Raw genomic sequence first — 18,209 nt, 5'->3', positions numbered from 1 at the left:
AATGCTCCCAAGCCGCGCCGGTTCCGCTATTCATCTTGGGGATCAAGAGGAAGGCTGAGAACACAGTGAAGGCCCGCATCCTCCAGAATGAACCGGGTTGAAGCACCAAGCTGATAGGGGATGGCTTCCTCGATCAACTGGCGGCCAAATCCCCGCGGACGGCCCACGTCCGGTTTGCGCGGCGAAAATTTTTCCCGCCATTCGATGACCAGATATCCACCGGCCCCATTGTCGCTATCGTCGCGCCGGAACCATTGAATGACGATCCGGCCCTCGGGATCGGCAAGAGCCCCATGTCGGGCTGCATTGGTACTCAACTCATGGATGACCAGCGTAAGCGTCTGCAGGCTCCCATCATCGACCAGAACGCGCGGCCCTTCCATTTCTATGCGGGTCCAGTCCTCGGTGACTGCATCGAGTTCCATACGCAACAGGGATTCGACGGTAACGGCCTCACCTTCCGTTCGTGACAACAAACCCTGAACGCGCGACAATGCCCCGAGGCGGTGGTCGAAGGCTGCCTGGAATTCGGAAAGGGAGCCAACCGTGGCGGCCGTTTGCGATGCTATGGACCGAACGACGGCCAGCAGATTGCGGGTCCGGTGTTGCAATTCGCCGACAAGCACCCCCTGACGCTCCTGCATCTGACGCATGTCGTGGATATCGGATGCTGACCCGACCCATTCCTTGGGGCCGTCCATGGAAAAGCGGATCGGCACGGCGCGCGTCTGGTGCCAGCGATACATCCCGTCCCGCTTGCGGCGAATGCGGTGTTCGCCGTAATAGCTTTCACCCTCTTCCCCGGCTTCGTCCCATTTCACCAGCGCTGTTTCGCGATCGTCGGGGTGAATGGCTTCGAGCCACCCATAGCCCTCCGACTCCTCGTCGTTCATACCGGTATAGGCGGTCCACTGCGGACTGGCCCAGGTTCTGCGACCCTCGGTCGTGGACCGGAAGACAAGATGGGGAACCGTTGTGGCCAGCAGGCGGAACCGCTCTTCGCTTTCCATCAGCGCAATTTCATGCTGACGGCGCAGCGTCATATCCTGGCCGATCTTCAGGAACCCCTTGGGCGCCCCGTCGGCATCCTTGAGGGGCCAGACACTTCCCTCGATATAAACCCGTGACCCCGAGCGGTGCTGGTGCCAGCGGACATCTGGGGCATGCCCTCTCGCAAGCGCGGTTTCAAATTCCTGTCGCGGCGCCCCGCTTTCCCTGTCTTCGGGGGTAAACAGCAAAGCCGCCGGCTTGCCGATGATCTCTTCTGTGGCCCAGCCAAAGACGTTGGCCGCACCGGGCGGCCAGCTATCGACGTTGCCTTCGCTGTCGGTGGTGAATATCGCATAGTCGCGGGCGTTCTCGACAATTAGCCTAAACCTCTCCTCACCGTCCGTGGAGAGCATCTCCCCGCTTCGGCGATGGCTTTTGCCATTGTCGTCAATCATGCCGGCCTCCAAGCCGTCTCAAGCGCCGTCCCGCATTGCATCGAACATGAGACGCGCCCATCGGTCCTCAATCGAATCCCGCGCTCGAACGGGTCCGGGCACGGTGGCAGGCTCGGGGGCGGTGATAGGTGCAGCGGGCTGCTGGGGTCTAAAAGCGGCCACCTTGCGCCTGAGGTGCCCCAAATCCAGCGGCTTGTGGAGCGTATCAACCGATCGGTAGCGCGCGTCGATGCGGTCCTGCTGATATGCTGTGGCAAAGATGATCGGAACACCGCGCGCCATCAGCACGTCAACGAGTTCATAGACCTCCTGTCCGAACAGCTTGATATCGAGAATCGCCCCATCCAGGCGGCGCCTTCCGATGATAAGGCTCGCATAGTGGACGGTGGGCGCAGGTCCCAGAACATTGACCCCGTGATTTTTGAGGTCATTGCAGACCTCGCGCGCGAGGACATAGTCGTCCTCCACGACCAGAACGCATTTTCCGGCCATCGCGTCCGAAACGGTGTGTTCCACCGCGCTCATGCAGCCCCCGACTTATCGCTCTCGGCGAATTGCCCCACCAATGCACGCACCAGCCTAACCGGATCGACCGGCTTTTCAAAGCGGGGCACATGGGAAAGATGATCAGGAATCGTCCAATTGTCGTAGCCAGTGGCAAAAACAAAGGGAATCTGGCGTTCCTGAAGGCGGTCGGCCACGGGAAACACATGACGCCCCCGGATATTGATGTCGAGGATGGCGGCGTCTGGAAGGCCAGAACCTTTCAGCGCCACAAGCGCATCATCGATCTGGGAAAATGGGCCGATCACACTCGCGCCCAACTCCACCATTGCCATCTCGATATTGAGGGCGATGAGATACTCATCTTCCACAATCATTATGGCCTTCCCGGACAATATTGGATCCGCGTCCATCGATTCCTCCGCCTCGTCCGTCGCTCCGAGTGCAAAAGCAACGACAGCAAACTTCGTTGCACACATTGGACATATTAAGGCGATCGGCCCCGCGCCCAAGTGGAACGCGTTCGCAGCTCCACCCGTTAACAGCGAGAATATCCATGCGGTTCCGCACCGGAGGCCGAATTTGTCCAAGCTGACATTAACATGGATCATGTCCCACTCTATGTTAAGTTAAGATCTCACATGACCACACCACTCAAGGTTCTCGCCCTAAACGGCACACTCAAGACATCCAAAACCGGCCAAACCTCGTCGACCGATCGCATGATCGATCTTTTGATCGAAGGCTTCGCCAGGCATGGAATTACTGCCGAAACCGTCAGGCTGGCCGACCATCAGGTTTTGCCCGGCGTCACCGCCGATGAAGGCGACGGCGATGCCTGGCCGCAAATCCGAGAGAAAATTCTCGCCGCCGACATCGTGGTTGCCGGCACGCCGGTCTGGATGGGGCAGCCTTCCAGCGTCATCAAGCGTGCGCTCGAACGCATGGATGCCTTCATATCTGAAAAAGACAGTGAGGGCCGAATGCCCACATATGGAAAAGTTGCCGCTGTGGCCGTTGTCGGCAATGAGGATGGAGCACATCATGTATCCGCCGAATTGTTTCAGGCGCTCAACGACGTTGGGTTCTCCATTGCGCCCAACGCCGTCTCTTACTGGGTTGGACATGCCATGGGCTCTACGGACTTTCGCGATCTCGATGAAATCCCCGACACTGTGACGAGCGCGGCCAGAATGGTAGTGGAATCCACGGCTCATCTGGCTGGCCTGCTGGCCGTCAATCCGTATCCGAGCGTGAAATGAGCCCGGGGGATTCCACCGCGTGACCGAACTGTTTGTTGCCCGGCTCGAGAGCCACATGTCACTGGACCCGGCAGACCGTGCCGGCCTCATGGCCCTTCCTGCTCAGCTGCGGCAGTTTTCCGGCAGAAATTCATCCCTTTCCGGCAAACTGACAGAAAATCACGTCCATGTTCTCGAGGACGGTTTTGCCTGCCGCTACCGCGATTTGCCGGACGGACGCAGGCAAATTCTTTCGCTTTTAATCCCAGGGGACATCATTGACTTGCGCCAGTTCGTACTGGGCGGGGCACAGCCGCAGTTGGCCGCCTTGTCTCCGCTGTCGATGAGCGCGATTCCAAACACCAACCTCCTCAAGCTCTTGGAGACCTCGCCACGCGCAACGCGGGCTCTCTGGAGCACGACACTGGTTGAAGAATCGATTTGCCGCGAATGGCTGGTCAGCATCGGCAAACGCTCGGCGCTTGAAAGGGTCGCCCATCTTCTGTGCGAAATCTACCTCCGGCTCGCAGCCGTCGGACGCATTGAGGGACCGCGCTTTTCGCTGCCGCTGACCCAAAGCGAATTGGCCGATGTATTGGGATTGTCCACAGTACACGTCAACCGTACGCTTCAGGAACTGCGCAAGTCAGAGCTGATCGCGTTTCAATCGGGAATTGTCGAAATGTTCGATTTCGACGCCTTGGCCAGACTTGGCCTGTTTTCACCGTCCTATCTGCATTTGCGTCGACCGAGCAAGCCAGGCTCGGTCCCGGCCTGAACTATCTGACTGATTTGGGCAATGACTGGCGCAGCTTGCCATAGCTCGGCCAGGCATTGTCCCGCGAACGCTCCGCAGCCGCTTCAAGGGAGAAGCCGTTAGCGGCGGTCAAGCTTTCAACCTCCTCCCAAGTGACGGGAACGGCAACTGGTGCTCCCTCTCTGGCCCGCGTGGAGTAAGGCGCAATGGCCGTAGATCCACGCTCGTTGCGAAGATAGTCGATAAACAACTTTCCCTTGCGAGCCTTTTTGGACAGTGTCGCCGTAAATCGATCCGGTTCCTCCTCAGCCATCTGTTTTGCGAATTCCGAAGCGAACGCCTTGACGTCCGGCCACTCGGCGCGACGGACAATCGGCGCGATCACATGAATGCCCTTACCGCCGGTCACCATCGCAAAGGTCTTAAGACCCAGATCGGCTAGCCGGTCGCGAATATCGAGTGCGGCGGATTTGACATCGCCGAAGTCGAGGCCCTCATCGGGATCGATGTCGAACACGATCCTGTCGGGCTTTTCGATTGCGTCGCGCCGCGAGCCCCAGATATGGAATTCCAGCACCCCCATCTGCACGCCCGCCAGCAGACCATCGAGCCCGTCGAGTGTGAAATAGCTATCGGACGTGCCGTCCTTTTCCGTAACCTCGACGGTATCCATCCCCTGGGCAAACCCGCCGGTGTCATGCTTTTGGAAAAAGCACTGTTTGGCGCGACCCGCGGGACATCGGACAAGGCTCAATGGACGATTGGCGATATAGGGCATCATCGCATCGGCCACTGAGGCGTAATATGCGGCGAGTTTGCCCTTGGTTACCCCCTGCCCCGGATAAAGCACCTTGTCGGGGCTGGAGAGCTTGACGCCGGTCTTCTCGGCAGCGGCGATGCCGGTGTCTTCATCTAGCGACATGGTGTGGCCTCCTTTGACCCTGACAGGCTGTTCCAGACCGATGCTTTTAGCCGGCTTATCCTCTCGCAGCCCCAGGAAGGACGGGTGCCGCAGCATCCCATCTGGGGTGAGCTCGGTGTAAGCGACTTCAGCAAGATGTTGCGGCGAAACCCAATGTGCACCCCGAGCCATTTCACGCGGAACGCCATTCAGGGGCGCAGTCTTGCGGGCATCCTTCTCCAGCATGGCCTGGATATCGGACCGCAGATCATCGGAAAATCCCGTGCCGACGCGGCCACGATAGACCAACTTGCCGTTCTCCTGTGTGGCAAGGAGCAGCGATGCGAACATGCCCCGACGTTTTTCCGATGGCGACCATCCGACGATGATGAACTCCTGTCGCAGGGTACATTTGACCTTGAGCCAGGATTTGCCGCGACCGAAGCGATAAGGCGCAAGAGCGTGTTTGGCGATAATGCCCTCATGCCCCGCCTTGCAGATGGCTGAAAGCACCGCCTCGCCCTTGCCCGAAATATCAGGAGAAAACTGGACGGGATCGTGACGCGTCCGGCGGCCCAACAAATCTTCCAGCGCCGCCTTGCGCTCGGAAAGTGGCTTGGATCGAAGCGATTTGCCGCCGATTTCAAGCAGATCGAAGGCAAAATAGACGAGCGGACCGCCTTCGGACAAACGGGTTTTCAGCGTGGAAAAGCTGGTCTTGCCGCTCTCGTCGAATGCACAAATCTCGCCATCGAGAAGTGCGCTGGAATCGGTGAGCAACGACATGGGAGCGACAAGCGAAGCGAACTTGTCGGTCCAATCAAGGCCATTGCGTGTGTAGAGCCGGACATTTTCGCCCGATATGGCAGCGACACAGCGGTAGCCATCATATTTCATCTCGAACAGCCAGTCATTACCCGCCGGCACGCTGTCGACAAGCGTTGCGAGCTGGGGTTCGACGAATTTCGGCAAGGCTCGGTCTCTCCCCTCGGCCTTGATTGCCGGCGGCTTTCCCTTTTTTATTGCGCCCATCGCGCGACCTGTGGATACACTCGTGTCGCTATCGAGAAGGTCCGAGCCGCCATCGGTGGCGAAATCATCGTGCTCTTTTATGAGCAGCCAGTTTTCACGCTTCTCGCCCGATTTCGGTTTCATGCGGATCAGAGCCCAATCGCCCTTCATTCGGTCGCCCTCAAGACGTATCTTGAGCTTGCCGGATTTGAACCCCTTTTTTGGGTCCCCGATCGGCTCCCAGGTCCCGAAGTCCCACAGCATGACCGTGCCGCCACCGTATTGCCCTTCGGGAATGGTGCCCTCGAAAGTGGCATAGTCGAGCGGATGATCCTCGGTCCTGACCGCAAGCCGCTTGTCGGCCGGATCGGTGCTGGGGCCGCGAGTCACCGCCCAGCTCTTGAGCACCCCCTCATATTCAAGCCGGAAATCGTAGTGGAGCCGCGTGGCATCGTGTTTCTGCACAACAAAAACGTTGCCCTTGGCACCCCCCTTGCCGCCCTGGGGCTCGCTGGTCTTGGTAAAGTCGCGCTTGGCGCGGTATTCATCGAGCAGGTCGCGAGCCACGGCCATTGTCAGCTTGCCTTCTTGCGCGTTGTTTTCGTGGATTTCGATGCTGCCTTTTTGCGGCCTCCTGTGCCTTCGAGGCTGGATTTCAGCGCATCCATGAGGTCGATCACGTTGCCCTTGGATTCGGCGGTGGTGGGCTCTTCGGTATCGGTAGAGACTTTTCGCTTGCCTTTGGATTTGAGCTTCCTGTCGACAAGGGCGCGCAAAGCCTGGGTATAATGATCCTTGAACTTTCCCGCCTCGAACGGCGCCGTCTTACGCTCGATGAGCTGCGTGGCGACGTCGAGAAGGTCCTTTTCGGCCTTGGATTTCGATATTCCCGAGAAGAACGGATCGGATTTTCGGATTTCATCTTCATAGTGAAGAGTCTCCAGCAAAAGCCCGGTTCCGCACGGTTTTAGCGCGCAGATATATTCGCGCCCACGCATGGCAATCTGGCCCAATCCAACCTTTTCGGTCGTCCGCAGCGCGTCCCGGACCACCCGGAAGGCATCCTCTGCCAACTCGTCCTGTGGCACGACATAATAGGATTTATCGAAATAGATCGGATCGATCTCGCATCCGCCCACAAATTGAACCAATTCGAGCGTTTTGCGGGTTTCGAGTTTGACGGCATCGATTTCCTCGTCTTCGAGCAGAACGAAGTCATTCTTTTCGTATTCGAATCCCTTGAGGATCTCGTCGGAGTCGATTGGCCCAACTCCGGGCACGATTTTTTCGTACTTGACCGGCTTGCCCGATGGCTCGTGAATCTGGCGGAAGGAAAGTCGTGCACCTGACTTGGAGGCCGAATAGAGTTCGACCGGTATGGCCACCAGAGACAACCTGATCTGACCTTTCCAGATGGGACGTGCAGAGGGCATGGGACCGTCCTGAAATAAGAGGGGCGTTGCCGATTCAATTCCAAAGACGGGGGCGGGTTCCATAGGCGATACGGCGCCCATCCGGCGCGGCGTTAACCCAGGTTAATGCATCCCCCTGCGGGTGCGATAAGATCATGGCTTGTGATGGAGCCCTTTATGGAACCTCAAAAAACCGTTGCGCAGTCGGTGCGCGAAGAAATCGCCCAGCACAGGCGGCGATTGCTCAAGCTCGAAGAAAGCGCTGTGCGGATAGCCAATACGCACAACTGTCCGAACCACGGCCTGATCCGCCTCGCCCTGCTTCGCCAGAGCGCGGCGTCCCGGACGGTCGTCAAGCTCTAGTGTTTAGCGAACGTTTCCAGCCACAACGACGCTGGCCAGAATATAGGAAAATCCCTTCCCTCTTCGTCGTCGGGCAATGCCGGGTTCGTTGTCGTTGACGTAGCGCAGGCGCCCGGTCGAATGCCCGGGATCTATGGCTGCCATTGCGGTCAGCTGCTGGAAAAGTCGCCACCATCCACATGGATGGCCTGGCCAGTCATAAATCGCCCATCCTCGCAAGCCAGCAGGAGATAGGCAGGCGCCACTTCGTTAGGTTGGCCCGCACGCCCCAGCGGCGTATCCGCTCCAAATTTCTCTACTTTTTCGGGTGGAAAGCTGGCGGGAATAAGTGGCGTCCAGATCGGTCCGGGTGCAACCGCGTTGACCAGAATGCCCCTGTGAGCAAACCGGGCTGACAATGACCGCGTGAGAGCGACGATGGCGCCCTTGGTCATCGCATAGTCGACAAGTTGGGGATGTCCGCGATAGGCGACGATCGAGGCGGTATTGATGATACGGGCCCCCGATTCCAGATGATCGAGCACCGCCTGAACCATTTGGAAATAGCCATAAATGTTGGTCTCGAAGACGGCCTTCATTGCATCGGTGTCAAGTTCACCAATATCTTCGCGCACATGCTGTTCGGCGGCATTGTTGACGAGAATATCGATCCGCCCGAATGCTGTCAGCGTGCGTTCGGCGACCGCACCGCAAAACTCGGGGTCGCCCAGATCGCCTGCAATCACAAGCGCCTCGCTGCCCTCTGCTTCAACGAGATCGCGTGTTTTTTCGGCGTCCTTGTCCTCGTCGAGATAGACGATGACGACCTTCGCGCCCTCGCGCGCAAACAGTAAGCTCACAGCCCGACCGATGCCGGAATCGCCGCCGGTGACGATTGCCACCTTGCCCGCGAGCCGCCCGCTACCCGGATAGAAGGGCATGTATTCAGGCTCGGGATGCATGGCACTTTGATGGCCGGGCTGTTTGTCCTGGTACTGAGCTGGTTGACCGACCATGTCGCATGTCTCCGCGAAAATTCCTGCGCGACAAATGCACCGAAGCCCGCTTCGTTCCCCACCCTGTCCTGTGACAATCCAGTCGATCCATCCCCCACCGATGATTGCTTCATGAAGAAGTCGGGAACGCCATGGCGCCAAAGGCATTGGAGTCATGCTCATCTTTTCGCAGAGACCTCAGATGCAATTTGCATTTGCGCTCCACGAACATGGTCACGGGCTAGGGTTGGGGACCTTGGATCATGCGAACGCCAAGACAAGATCGTGAGAGGTGACATTGACACCTTTGGCTCACCACATGCTGACGCACATCATCGTCATGAACCTTCTGGTGCCGGGGGTGCTGCTCAGCGTTCCCAGACGATGGATCCGGGAAACATGGCGGTACTGGCCGTACGCGACAGTGGCGCAGTTGGTTCTGCTTTGGGGCTGGCATAGCCCGCCGGTGCTTGATGCCGCCATGGGATCGTTGGCGCTGATGGCCGCCATGCATATTTCTCTCGCGCTGGCGGCGGCGGGCTTCTGGGCCGCGATCATCGACATGCCCGCAACCGGCCGCTGGCGCTCGATATTCGCGCTACTGGTCACAGGCAAACTGTTTTGCCTTTTGGGCGTGCTGCTTGTCTTCGCGCCGCGCACGCTTTATGGCGCCATGCCTGCCCATGGCGATGGTGCCGCGATGCTCTCGCCGCTGGCAGACCAGCAATTGGCCGGACTGATCATGGTGGTCGCGTGCCCCCTCACCTATGTTCTGGCCGGCATCTGGATTGCTGCGCGCTGGTTTCTGGCCCTGGAAGAGCAAGGGCGCATGAATGCCTGAGCGGGACGACGACGTTGTAATGGTGCGCCGGCTGACCCGCTGGGAGCGGTTGGGCATGGCCGCGCTCTTCCTCGCAGGCGTTTTCTTGGTCGGCGTGGCGGTGTTCGTTTGGACCGGCTACTACAATATCAGCGCAAAGAGCGAACACTGGGATTTCACTACCGAAATCCTCGAGACAGTGCGCGACCAGTCGATCCATGCCCGGGCCGGCTCCATTGCCGTACCCGATCTCGATAATCCCGGGATGGTCGCTCTGGGCCGCGAGCACTACCGCGGCGGGTGCGCGAGTTGTCATGGAATGCCTGGCGAGGAACGCAATCCCATCGCGCGTGAGATGCTGCCCGATCCTCCAGACCTCGCTTATGCCTTCGACCGGTACGATCCAAGCGCTCTGTTCTGGCTGATCGACAACGGCATCAAATACACCGGCATGCCGTCGTGGCCGGGGACAGGTCGGCAGGACGAAGTCTGGCCGATGGTGGCCTACCTCAAATCAGTGCACGAGGAAAATCCCCCTGGCACCGTGGTTGACAACACGAGCGGAGATGGCGAGCCGATCGATTCCTACGGCTTCCACGTGCTCGACGAGTGCAGCCGTTGCCATGGCGACGCTCAGACCGGGCCGGTCAGCGACCGCGTGCCCTCCCTTTCCGGACAGCCATCCGATTATCTCGAACGGGCCCTGCGTGAGTACCGCGTCGGCCTGCGCGAGAGCGGCTACATGGAACCGGCAGCTTTCGCCCTCACCGACCAGGACATATCCCAATTCGCAACGCTCTATTCCCAATATCCACCCCAGTCCGGTGAAACCGCATTTGATCCAGAGCAGGTGGCACGCGGCGCAGAAATCGCCATGAACGGCCTGCCCGAAGACGATGTGCCGGCGTGTACGAGTTGCCACGGAAACGGTAACTCCCAGTTTCCCAACCTGGCGGGCCAATCCCAAACCTATATCGAAGGACAACTCGAACTCTGGCGCAACGGCGGCCGCGATACGACGCCCTACGGGCAGATCATGGCGGTAATCGGCAGGAACATGAGCCCGCGCCAGATCGAAGACGTCAGCGCCTTTTTCGCCAGCCTCGAGCAAGCAGCGCCTGGAGGTGGCCAGTGAATCGGACCGTCTCGCTAATAGCCTGCATGATTGTGGTTTTTCTGGCTGGCTGCTCGTCCATACAATCGGCCCTGCACCCGACCGGCGTGGAAGCCGAGCGCGTCGCGACCCTGTTCTGGATCATGACCATCGGCGGCACGCTGATTATGGTTCTGGTGATCGTGGCAGCCGCCCTGGCCATCTATGGCGGCCGGCTGCGCGCATCGCTTTCAAGCGAGCGGTTCGTAATGGCCATGGGTCTGGCCTTCCCTGTCGTCGTTCTCACCGCACTCCTGATCTACGGCTTCGCTCTGATGCGGGCCGGCGAACCTCAGCAAACCAATCCCGACGGTTTGCGCGTCGAGATTGCCGGCGAACTTTGGTGGTGGCGGGTAACCTATGTTACCGCCGACGGACGCAGGGTAAACGCAGCCAATGAGCTGCACCTGCCGGTCGGCCAGCCGGTCGAAATCGCCCTCACCAGCACCAATGTCATCCATTCCTTCTGGGCGCCTCAACTGGCCGGCAAGCTCGACATGATCCCCGGGCGCACCAACACCTTGACCGTCACCGCGACAGAAGAAGGCATCAGCCGGGGACAATGTGCAGAATATTGCGGCGGTGCCCATGCGCTGATGGCGTTCCACCTCGTAGCGCAATCGCCCGAAGATTTCAGCGCCTGGCTCGAGGCCGAGGCGAGCGCAGCGGCACAACCGCAAACCGATCTGGCCAGCGAGGGCCAGACCCTTTTTGCCCAGACCGGGTGCGGGGCGTGTCACACCGTGCGCGGTACCGGAGCGCGCGGAACGATCGGCCCCGATCTCACCCATGTGGGCAGTCGGCATTCCCTCGCCGCGGCGACCCTTCCCAATACTGCACAGGCCTTTGCACGATGGATTGACGACAACCAGCATATCAAGCCGGACAACAAAATGCCCAGTTACGAAATCCTGTCCGAACGCCAGATCGACGCTCTTGCCACATATCTCGAGGGGCTTCAGTAATGATCGATTTTTCGGCATTTTCTATCTGGATCAATCTTGCAATCTTTGCGGCTGCCGCCGTTGCGGTATGGCTGGCCGGCGCAAGGATAACCCACTATTCCAACGCCATCAGCGACAAGACCGGTATCGGTCAGGCCACCATCGGCCTGTTGTTGTTGGCCGGCGTCACGTCTCTCCCCGAAATCGGCGCGACCGTCACCTCGGCCGCAACAGGCGCCTCGGCGATGGCCATCAACAATCTGTTCGGCTCGATCGCGGCACAAGTGGTTGTCCTGGCTATCGTCGACCTGGTTATCGGGCGCAAGGCGCTGACTTCGGCCATCCCTGATCCCATGGTGATCCTGCAAGGCGGGCTCAATGTGCTGCTCATATCCATCGTTGCAGCCGGAATGGTGGTGGGTGACTTTCCCATTCTCGGTATTGGCGCCTGGGCCTGGATCTGCGGGGCGGCCTATGCTTTTGCCGTCTATATCCTTTCTCATTCCCAAGGACGCAAATCGTGGGTGGCAGCACAGGCCGGACAAATCGACGACCGCCTGGTGGACCAACAGGCCGCTGCGGAAAAAACGGCGAGCAAGCGGCATGGTCGGCATTCGCTGCGCGGTCTTATCTGGCGAACCGCCGGTCTGGCTTTGGTCATTCTGATAGCCGGCTACCTGCTTGCACGGACCGGTGATGCACTGTCCAATCAGACGGGGTTGGGCGGCAGCGCTGTCGGCTTCATAATGCTGGCCTTCGCGACCTCGCTGCCCGAGCTCTCAACAACAGTGACCGCAGCGAGAGAGGGCCTTTACACACTCGCCGTGTCCGACATCCTGGGCACCAATCTGATCAATGTCGGGCTGGTGTTTCTTGTCGATTTCGTGGCGCAGGGCGAGCCGGTGCTCTCTCAGGCCGATAAGTTTACGATCTTCGGCACGCTGCTGGGCATAGCGGTTACAGCATTGTTTGTCATCGGAATGGCCGAGCGCGAGGACAAGACGGTCCTGCGTATGGGGCTGGATTCGGCCGCCGTTTTTATCTGTTACGCGGCGGGCCTCGCCGTCATGTTTTTCCTGCGGTGACCCATGAGCGATAGATTAGAACAATTGCCCAACAAGGGCCCCCGCCCCGAAGGCGAGCTCGAAGACCTCAAACGTATCTGGGCGACTCCCACTGGCTGGCGGCTACCCACGGCGGTCAACAACACCGTGATCGGCACGCTCTATATCGGAGTAGCGTTCCTGTTCTTCATACTGGCGGGTATCCTGGCGTTGGTCATGCGCACGCAGCTGGCGGTCGGTGACAATACGCTGGTCAGCCAGGACCTCTACAATCAGCTCTTTACCGTACACGGCACGACGATGATGTTCCTCTTCGCCGTGCCGGCCGTGGAAGCGCTCGGCGTCCTGTTGTTGCCGCAAATGCTGGCAGCGCGAGACCTGCCGTTCCCCAGGCTGTCGGCCTTTGCCATCTGGGCCTATGTCATTGGCGGATTGGTGTTTTTCTCGACCATCTTCTACGATCTCGCCCCCAGAGGCGGATGGTTCATGTATCCGCCAAACACCCTGCCCGAATTTTCGCCCGGCAACAGCGAGGATTTCTGGCTTTTGGGCATCGGGTTCATCGAAATTTCGGCCATCGCCGGGGCCATCGAGATCATCGTCGGGGTGTTGCGGACGCGGCCGCCAGGCATGACGCTGGCCAAGATGCCGATCTTTTGCTGGGCCATGCTGATCTTTGCGGCGATGATCGTCTTTGCCTTCCCAGCCGTCATTCTCGCCACCATGCTGCTCGAGATCGAGCGCGCCTTTGGCTGGCCGTTCTTTTCGGCTGAACTGGGCGGCGATTCCCTGCTTTGGCAGCACCTGTTCTGGTTTTTCGGGCACCCCGAGGTCTATATCATCTTCCTGCCCGCTGCCGGGCTGGTCTCCATGATGATTCCCACGATGGCCCAGACGCCGCTCGTCGGTTACCGGCTCATCGTCGTGGCCCTGATCGCCACCGGCTTCTTTTCGTTCGGTCTGTGGGTGCACCACATGTTCACGACCGGAATTCCGGGACTGAGCCTTGCCTTCTTTTCGGCGGCCAGCATGGCGGTCGCCATTCCGTCTGGCATTCAGGTCTTTTCCTGGATCGCGACCATGGCGGCCGGCCGCAAACGGTTCCGGCTGAACGTGCCCTCGTTGTTCATCCTGGGCTTTCTATTCATCTTCACACTGGGCGGCTTAACCGGGGTCATGGTTGCCGTCGTCCCCTTCGATTTCCAGGCCCATGACAGCTATTTCGTGGTCGCCCATTTCCACTACGTACTTGTCGGCGGCATGGTCTTCCCGCTGTTTGCGACCTTCTATTACTGGGCACCAATCGTGAGCAGGACCATGCTGTCGGAACGGCTGGGCACATGGGCATTCTGGCTGATGTTCATCGGCTTTAACGTCACCTTCTTTCCCATGCACATAACCGGCCTTGCGGGAATGCCGCGGCGCGTGTGGACCTATCCTTCCAATCTGGGCTGGGACGTACTCAACATGATCTCGACGGTCGGCGCCTTCACGATCGCGGCGGGCGTTCTGGTGTTCGTCATCGACCTCATACGTAATTTCCGTATTGGCAATGGCGGGCCGGAAAACCCCTGGGGCGCCGGGACACTCGAATTTCTGCCCAACGATGTCTATGCCATGCGCTCGATTCCCCACGTCACCAGCCGCGAGCCCGTCTGGGACAATCCCAACTTACCCAGAGAAGTCGATGAGGGGCTCCATTACCTCCCAAACGCTCCGACCGGAGGCCGCGAGACGCTTGTCACCTCGGCCGTCGATGCCGAGCCGCAATACGTTTTGCAGATGCCCGGGCCGGGCTGGTCCCAACTGGCGGCAGCGGCGATGACCGCAGCGTTTTTCCTCCTCCTGACCATCAAGCAGGTCGAAATCGCGCTGGCCTGCGGCGTGCTTGCCATTGCCGCCTGCATTTTCTGGACCTGGCAACTCGACAAGCCCGGCATCGGCAAGGTCGATATCGGTGGCGGCATCAGCGTGCCGACCTATGTCACAGGACCGCTATCGCACAGTTGGTGGGCCATGGTCGTTCTGATGCTGGTCTCCGCCTCGCTCTATGTGTCCTACATTTTTTCCTACCTCTATCTCTGGACGGTTTCACCCGACGTCTGGGCACCCAACGGCTCTCCGGCGCCGCCCTCCCTGCTCTTCCCATTGGGCAGCGCTCTGTTGTTTGTAGGCGGGGCAGCAATTCTCTTTTGGGTCGGTCGGATCATCCCTCCCGAAGGGCGGCGCAGCATTGCGGTCATCGCCGCAATGGCAATGGCAGCGCTTGCCATGGCAGCCGGGGTGGGGCTCGAGATATGGGGGCATACGCTGACGGGGCTGGGCCCGACTGCATCGTCCTATGGAGCCATGGTCTATATGGCGCCCGTCCTGACCGGTCAGGCCGGAGCGGCGGCGATCATCATGTGCCTGTTCGCTGCCGCGCGGCACGCCACGAGCCAACTCGACAACATCCGACGCGTAATGTTCGATAACGCCGCGCTTCTTTACTATTACACTGTGGGCCAGGGGCTCGTGGGGCTCTTGCTCATCCACGGCTTCCCACGTCTGATTGGATAGAGCCATGAGTGAGGTATCGTCATCCCGGCGCATGGTCGCCACGTTGGTGTTTTTGATATTCGGCCCGATCTGCTGGGCACTCCAGCTTACCGCCGTGTATGGTGGGCAATCGGCGCTTTGCGCCTTCGGCAGCGTCGATCAGCCGCTTGTGAGCGGCTGGGTGCTCGCGGTCAGTGTCCTGGCTGGCCTGGCCTGCGGCGCCGGAATTGTCTGGACGAAACAGACCTATACCTTGTTCACCGGCGGCTCTCCCGCCGGTGAACAGTGGAGTTTTCTGGCTTTTGTGATGCGAGCCTTGTCAGCGCTGTCGCTGCTGGCGATTGCCTACGCTGCTATTGGAGCCATCATGCTGCCCGCTTGTGGCGGGCTCCGGTAGGAAGGCCGCCTGACATTCCGGTGGGGCTGCCAGGCGATCGGGGGCACTATTCGGATTTTTTGCGCTTCTTGAAGCTTTCCACGACGCTCTCAGTCTCGCCGGTTGCGCCGGCCTGGGCCTGGCGCTCATTGCGCACGTTGCGTTGATCGTTGGCCTGCAGGCTGTTGCGCCCGTGGATGTCGTCTGCATAATCGAACTCGTCGGGCAAGGCGCCCGGTTCGACCTTTCCGGCCGGTTTGGCCCCCTGCTGGCCCGTGGGGTGGGCTCCCATTTTCTTGCCGGCATTTGCCATGAGAAATCTCCTTATGGCTCGTTTCCATTCGAGGACAAAGCTAGGGCACCACTGCAGATGCCGAGAGTGCGGCATCCGCGCCGCCCGGAATTATTGGGCGGTCAGGCGCTGACTTTCATAATTGTCCTGATAGGTCTCGGGATCGTATTCAGGCTGGCTTTCCAGTTGGTCCCTGGTGAAGGGAGTGAAGACATACCAACTGCCACCCGCATCGATCATGAACTCGAGATTATCCACGCCCAGAGCCACCTGACGGCTTCCGATCCCGAGGAACCCACCGACATCAACAACCATGGCATCGACATCCCCTTCCGCCGTCAGAAGGACGTCATCGACATTGCCGACATTTTCATCGTTGGCGCCATACACATCCGACCCCATCAGATTATCGACGGAAAGTTGCTCGGGATCTCCCTGCTGAAGCTGGTTGCGCTCGATCAATGTCTGACCCGGCGCGGTCTGGGAAATTTGCCCGCCGGCCATGCCCGCCCCCGTTTGCCCGATCTGGAAGTTGAGCGTGAATTGGCCGTCACTGGTGGGTTCGATATAGATGGTATCCCCGCTGCGAACGGTAACTGAGGGTTCACCACTCGGCTGACCAGAATTTGTCTGAGTTGACTGCAAGTCCAGCCCCTCATCCTGAGACGCCTGATCCTGACTCTGCGCGACAGCAGAGCCGAGCATCAGGGTCGAAAGTGCAGTGGCTGTGAGGAAGGTGCGAAACATCTCACTCTCCTTGAGTCCGTGTTGTCATTTGCCCGCTGATAAGTGCGGCGCTCCAACGACCAATGTCGTCCCACCCAGGTTTGTTTCTTGCGGCAGCCGCCAACCAACCTGGGTTATCCCCTCGAGGGTGACGCTGCTTGGCGTTGTTCAGGGTTTATCCGCACACGGCTGATCAGCGAGAAGATCGAACTCGTTCTGTTCTTCGAGAGCGTGCCCAGCAAAAGTGGGAACGGTTTTGCGGTTCGGACACACGACAAAACAAAGGCTTAGAGCCAAGGATTTGATTGAATCAAATCCTGAATGGCTCGAGAAGGTCACGTTGGTCCACTGCCCCCTGCTCCACGCTCCAGTCTATTGCATATGCCGGACGGGCGCGACCACTAAACCGGGGCAAGCAGGGCGGCATTATCGTATGCTGGGGGTGCATCGCATCCTTGGCTGCAATAACGTGAATTTAGAGGTGCCCCAGCCGCTACCGCCTGAGACTCCGTCCTACAAATTTCAACTGAGAGCATTTGATTCTACGTTTCGCACTGCGGAACGAAGGCACCGGTGAGCTGGCGGAGGCTCGGACCAGATGCCAAGTTCTGCGCCATCATTTGGGAGGAATTGTCCATGACGATAAGAACTTGCTTAGCCGCCGCCATTGCCGCATCCGCACTCTTTTCCACCGCCGCGGCAGCGCAGGAGCGCGAACCGTACCCTGTCGACACTGTCACCATCATCGTGCCCTATGCAGCGGGCGGAGCTGGAGATACCGTTGGACGGATCGTGGCAGACGAACTCAGCCAGCGCTTCGAAGCCAATTTCATCGTCGAAAACATTGGCGGAGCGAGCGGCACGATCGGCGCAGAGCGCGCGGCTCGCGCTCCGGCAGACGGATCGACCTTGCTGTTGGCGGGCAACGCCATCATCACGACGGCGCCGCATTTGGCCTCGGTCGGCTTCGACCCGCTCGCCGACCTTATGACCATCGCGAACGTCAGTGAAGCGCCACGTATGCTGGTTGCGTCCAAGGGGCTGCCGGTGTCGAATTTCGAGGAGTTCGCTGCCTATGGCCGCGATCATCCCGGCGAGATGAATTTCGGATCGGTCGGCGTCGGATCGACGGGGCATATCGCGACCGTCGACATGCTGGCAAATATAGGCATCGAAGCAAACCATATCCCCTATTCCGGTGCGGCAGAGGTCGTGCAGGCGGTGCTCTCGGGCGACGTTCAGTTCATGCTTGATGCAGCGGCCATTCCACAGGCTCGCCAGGATGCAGTGACGCCGCTGGCTGTTCCGGGCGATAACCGAATGGATGACTTCCCCGAAGTGCCGACGCTTGCCGAAGCCGGGTACCCATCCATCCGGGGCACCGGACTTCAGATGATCCTGGCGCCCTCGGGCATGCCGGAAGAAGTGGTCACCGCTCTTGAGCGCGCGCTGCAGGATGCGAGCACTTCGCCAGAGTTCACCGACATTTTGCTCCGGGCGGGCGTGACGCCGCGCTACATGAGCGGCAGCGACCTTCAGGCCGCCCTGCAGGCAGAATATGACAACTACGACCAGTTGCTCTCCACAATGGGTCTCAAACAGTAGTAATTTGCCAGTTGATGAGCCCGGCAGCGCCAGTTCGCCGCCGGGCTTTTTGTTTGCCTCCAGACATATCGGGATATCGGGCG

The 18,209-nt window shown here is 59.5% G+C and carries 19 protein-coding genes; 10 read left to right on the top strand and 9 right to left on the bottom strand.

Annotated elements, in window-relative coordinates:
- Window positions 1–26 precede the first annotated feature (26 nt).
- Genes V6617_RS08185 through V6617_RS08175 form a run of 3 tightly spaced genes read right to left on the bottom strand, consistent with a single transcriptional unit; the run spans window position 27 to window position 2,560 of the window.
- Window positions 27–1,445 carry a PAS domain S-box protein gene (locus V6617_RS08185; RefSeq protein WP_338610342.1) on the bottom strand — a complete coding sequence of 473 codons (1,419 nt, stop codon included), beginning with the start codon at window positions 1,443–1,445 and terminating at the stop codon, window positions 27–29.
- An 18-nt stretch (window positions 1,446–1,463) separates the two neighbouring features.
- Window positions 1,464–1,970, bottom strand: coding sequence for a hypothetical protein (locus V6617_RS08180; RefSeq protein ID WP_338610340.1), 507 nt, complete (start codon window positions 1,968–1,970; stop codon window positions 1,464–1,466).
- Window positions 1,967–2,560, bottom strand: coding sequence for a hypothetical protein (locus V6617_RS08175; protein ID WP_338610338.1), 594 nt, complete (start codon window positions 2,558–2,560; stop codon window positions 1,967–1,969). The genes V6617_RS08180 and V6617_RS08175 overlap by 4 nt, the downstream gene beginning before the upstream one ends.
- A gap of 30 nt (window positions 2,561–2,590) precedes the next feature.
- Here V6617_RS08175 and V6617_RS08170 point away from each other — a divergent pair, with 30 nt between their 5' ends.
- Both V6617_RS08170 and V6617_RS08165 read left to right on the top strand, forming a co-directional pair.
- Window positions 2,591–3,211, top strand: a complete 621-nt coding sequence (locus V6617_RS08170; RefSeq protein ID WP_338610336.1) for an NAD(P)H-dependent oxidoreductase — start codon at window positions 2,591–2,593, stop codon at window positions 3,209–3,211.
- 19 nt (window positions 3,212–3,230) lie between these two features.
- Window positions 3,231–3,968 (top strand): Crp/Fnr family transcriptional regulator, encoded by a 738-nt coding sequence (locus tag V6617_RS08165; protein WP_338610334.1) that lies wholly within the window; start codon window positions 3,231–3,233, stop codon window positions 3,966–3,968.
- Window position 3,969: 1 nt separating this feature from the next.
- On the opposite strand, the gene ligD is transcribed toward V6617_RS08165, so the two are convergent.
- Window positions 3,970–6,432, bottom strand: coding sequence for a DNA ligase D (gene ligD / locus V6617_RS08160; RefSeq protein ID WP_338610332.1), 2,463 nt, complete (start codon window positions 6,430–6,432; stop codon window positions 3,970–3,972).
- A 2-nt stretch (window positions 6,433–6,434) separates the two neighbouring features.
- On the bottom strand, window positions 6,435–7,292 hold the full coding sequence (locus V6617_RS08155; protein WP_338610331.1) for a Ku protein: 858 nt from the start codon (window positions 7,290–7,292) through the stop codon (window positions 6,435–6,437).
- Between the two features lie 156 nt (window positions 7,293–7,448).
- Here V6617_RS08155 and V6617_RS08150 point away from each other — a divergent pair, with 156 nt between their 5' ends.
- Window positions 7,449–7,634 (top strand): hypothetical protein, encoded by a 186-nt coding sequence (locus V6617_RS08150; RefSeq protein WP_338610330.1) that lies wholly within the window; start codon window positions 7,449–7,451, stop codon window positions 7,632–7,634.
- A gap of 3 nt (window positions 7,635–7,637) precedes the next feature.
- Here the strand turns inward: V6617_RS08150 and V6617_RS08145 are convergent, their stop codons facing one another.
- A complete protein-coding gene (locus V6617_RS08145) occupies window positions 7,638–7,778 on the bottom strand; it encodes a hypothetical protein (protein ID WP_338610328.1) in 141 nt (46 codons plus the stop codon).
- A 5-nt stretch (window positions 7,779–7,783) separates the two neighbouring features.
- Window positions 7,784–8,629: an SDR family oxidoreductase gene (locus tag V6617_RS08140; RefSeq protein WP_338610326.1), complete on the bottom strand. Its 846-nt coding sequence runs from the start codon at window positions 8,627–8,629 to the stop codon at window positions 7,784–7,786.
- Window positions 8,630–8,900: 271 nt separating this feature from the next.
- On the opposite strand from V6617_RS08140, the gene V6617_RS08135 reads away from it, so the two are divergent.
- The 6 genes from V6617_RS08135 to V6617_RS08110 are packed head-to-tail and all read left to right on the top strand — an operon-like array spanning window position 8,901 to window position 15,524.
- The gene (locus V6617_RS08135; RefSeq protein WP_422394815.1) at window positions 8,901–9,449 is read left to right on the top strand and encodes a cytochrome c oxidase assembly protein; all 549 of its coding nucleotides are present in this window, start codon (window positions 8,901–8,903) and stop codon (window positions 9,447–9,449) included.
- Window positions 9,442–10,563, top strand: a complete 1,122-nt coding sequence (locus V6617_RS08130) for a c-type cytochrome (RefSeq protein ID WP_338610324.1) — start codon at window positions 9,442–9,444, stop codon at window positions 10,561–10,563. Before V6617_RS08135 ends, V6617_RS08130 begins: the two co-directional genes overlap by 8 nt.
- Before the next feature lie 26 nt (window positions 10,564–10,589).
- A complete protein-coding gene (coxB, locus tag V6617_RS08125; RefSeq protein ID WP_338610654.1) occupies window positions 10,590–11,546 on the top strand; it encodes a cytochrome c oxidase subunit II in 957 nt (318 codons plus the stop codon).
- Window positions 11,546–12,610 (top strand): sodium:calcium antiporter, encoded by a 1,065-nt coding sequence (locus tag V6617_RS08120; protein WP_338610322.1) that lies wholly within the window; start codon window positions 11,546–11,548, stop codon window positions 12,608–12,610. Before coxB ends, V6617_RS08120 begins: the two co-directional genes overlap by 1 nt.
- 3 nt (window positions 12,611–12,613) lie before the next feature.
- Window positions 12,614–15,148: a cytochrome c oxidase subunit I gene (gene ctaD, locus V6617_RS08115; RefSeq protein ID WP_338610320.1), complete on the top strand. Its 2,535-nt coding sequence runs from the start codon at window positions 12,614–12,616 to the stop codon at window positions 15,146–15,148.
- A gap of 4 nt (window positions 15,149–15,152) precedes the next feature.
- Window positions 15,153–15,524, top strand: coding sequence for a hypothetical protein (locus V6617_RS08110; protein ID WP_338610319.1), 372 nt, complete (start codon window positions 15,153–15,155; stop codon window positions 15,522–15,524).
- 46 nt (window positions 15,525–15,570) lie between these two features.
- On the opposite strand, the gene V6617_RS08105 is transcribed toward V6617_RS08110, so the two are convergent.
- Together V6617_RS08105 and V6617_RS08100 are read right to left on the bottom strand one after the other, a co-directional pair.
- On the bottom strand, window positions 15,571–15,816 hold the full coding sequence (locus V6617_RS08105; RefSeq protein WP_338610317.1) for a hypothetical protein: 246 nt from the start codon (window positions 15,814–15,816) through the stop codon (window positions 15,571–15,573).
- Window positions 15,817–15,906: 90 nt separating this feature from the next.
- Window positions 15,907–16,542 (bottom strand): PRC-barrel domain-containing protein, encoded by a 636-nt coding sequence (locus V6617_RS08100; RefSeq protein WP_338610315.1) that lies wholly within the window; start codon window positions 16,540–16,542, stop codon window positions 15,907–15,909.
- 615 nt (window positions 16,543–17,157) lie between these two features.
- On the opposite strand from V6617_RS08100, the gene V6617_RS08095 reads away from it, so the two are divergent.
- Window positions 17,158–18,126, top strand: a complete 969-nt coding sequence (locus V6617_RS08095) for a tripartite tricarboxylate transporter substrate binding protein (protein WP_338610313.1) — start codon at window positions 17,158–17,160, stop codon at window positions 18,124–18,126.
- The last annotated feature ends 83 nt before the right edge of the window (window positions 18,127–18,209 follow it).

The organism is Pelagibacterium nitratireducens (genome assembly GCF_037044555.1).
In the GTDB taxonomy this organism is placed as follows: domain Bacteria; phylum Pseudomonadota; class Alphaproteobacteria; order Rhizobiales; family Devosiaceae; genus Pelagibacterium; species Pelagibacterium nitratireducens.
Note: the sequence above shows the minus strand (reverse complement) of the source record. Positions and strands in the feature narration are given on the sequence as shown.

Coding starts and splice junctions, on each gene's coding strand:
- V6617_RS08105 (WP_338610317.1), bottom strand. CDS start 15,816: ATGGCAAATGCCGGCAAGAAAATGGGAGCCCACCCCACGGGCCAGCAG.
- V6617_RS08110 (WP_338610319.1), top strand. CDS start 15,153: ATGAGTGAGGTATCGTCATCCCGGCGCATGGTCGCCACGTTGGTGTTT.
- V6617_RS08100 (WP_338610315.1), bottom strand. CDS start 16,542: ATGTTTCGCACCTTCCTCACAGCCACTGCACTTTCGACCCTGATGCTC.
- V6617_RS08130 (WP_338610324.1), top strand. CDS start 9,442: ATGCCTGAGCGGGACGACGACGTTGTAATGGTGCGCCGGCTGACCCGC.
- V6617_RS08120 (WP_338610322.1), top strand. CDS start 11,546: ATGATCGATTTTTCGGCATTTTCTATCTGGATCAATCTTGCAATCTTT.
- V6617_RS08150 (WP_338610330.1), top strand. CDS start 7,449: ATGGAACCTCAAAAAACCGTTGCGCAGTCGGTGCGCGAAGAAATCGCC.
- V6617_RS08140 (WP_338610326.1), bottom strand. CDS start 8,629: ATGGTCGGTCAACCAGCTCAGTACCAGGACAAACAGCCCGGCCATCAA.
- V6617_RS08180 (WP_338610340.1), bottom strand. CDS start 1,970: ATGAGCGCGGTGGAACACACCGTTTCGGACGCGATGGCCGGAAAATGC.
- V6617_RS08145 (WP_338610328.1), bottom strand. CDS start 7,778: ATGGCAGCCATAGATCCCGGGCATTCGACCGGGCGCCTGCGCTACGTC.
- V6617_RS08175 (WP_338610338.1), bottom strand. CDS start 2,560: ATGATCCATGTTAATGTCAGCTTGGACAAATTCGGCCTCCGGTGCGGA.
- V6617_RS08155 (WP_338610331.1), bottom strand. CDS start 7,292: ATGCCCTCTGCACGTCCCATCTGGAAAGGTCAGATCAGGTTGTCTCTG.
- coxB (WP_338610654.1), top strand. CDS start 10,590: ATGATTGTGGTTTTTCTGGCTGGCTGCTCGTCCATACAATCGGCCCTG.
- ctaD (WP_338610320.1), top strand. CDS start 12,614: ATGAGCGATAGATTAGAACAATTGCCCAACAAGGGCCCCCGCCCCGAA.
- V6617_RS08185 (WP_338610342.1), bottom strand. CDS start 1,445: ATGATTGACGACAATGGCAAAAGCCATCGCCGAAGCGGGGAGATGCTC.
- V6617_RS08095 (WP_338610313.1), top strand. CDS start 17,158: ATGACGATAAGAACTTGCTTAGCCGCCGCCATTGCCGCATCCGCACTC.
- ligD (WP_338610332.1), bottom strand. CDS start 6,432: ATGGCCGTGGCTCGCGACCTGCTCGATGAATACCGCGCCAAGCGCGAC.
- V6617_RS08170 (WP_338610336.1), top strand. CDS start 2,591: ATGACCACACCACTCAAGGTTCTCGCCCTAAACGGCACACTCAAGACA.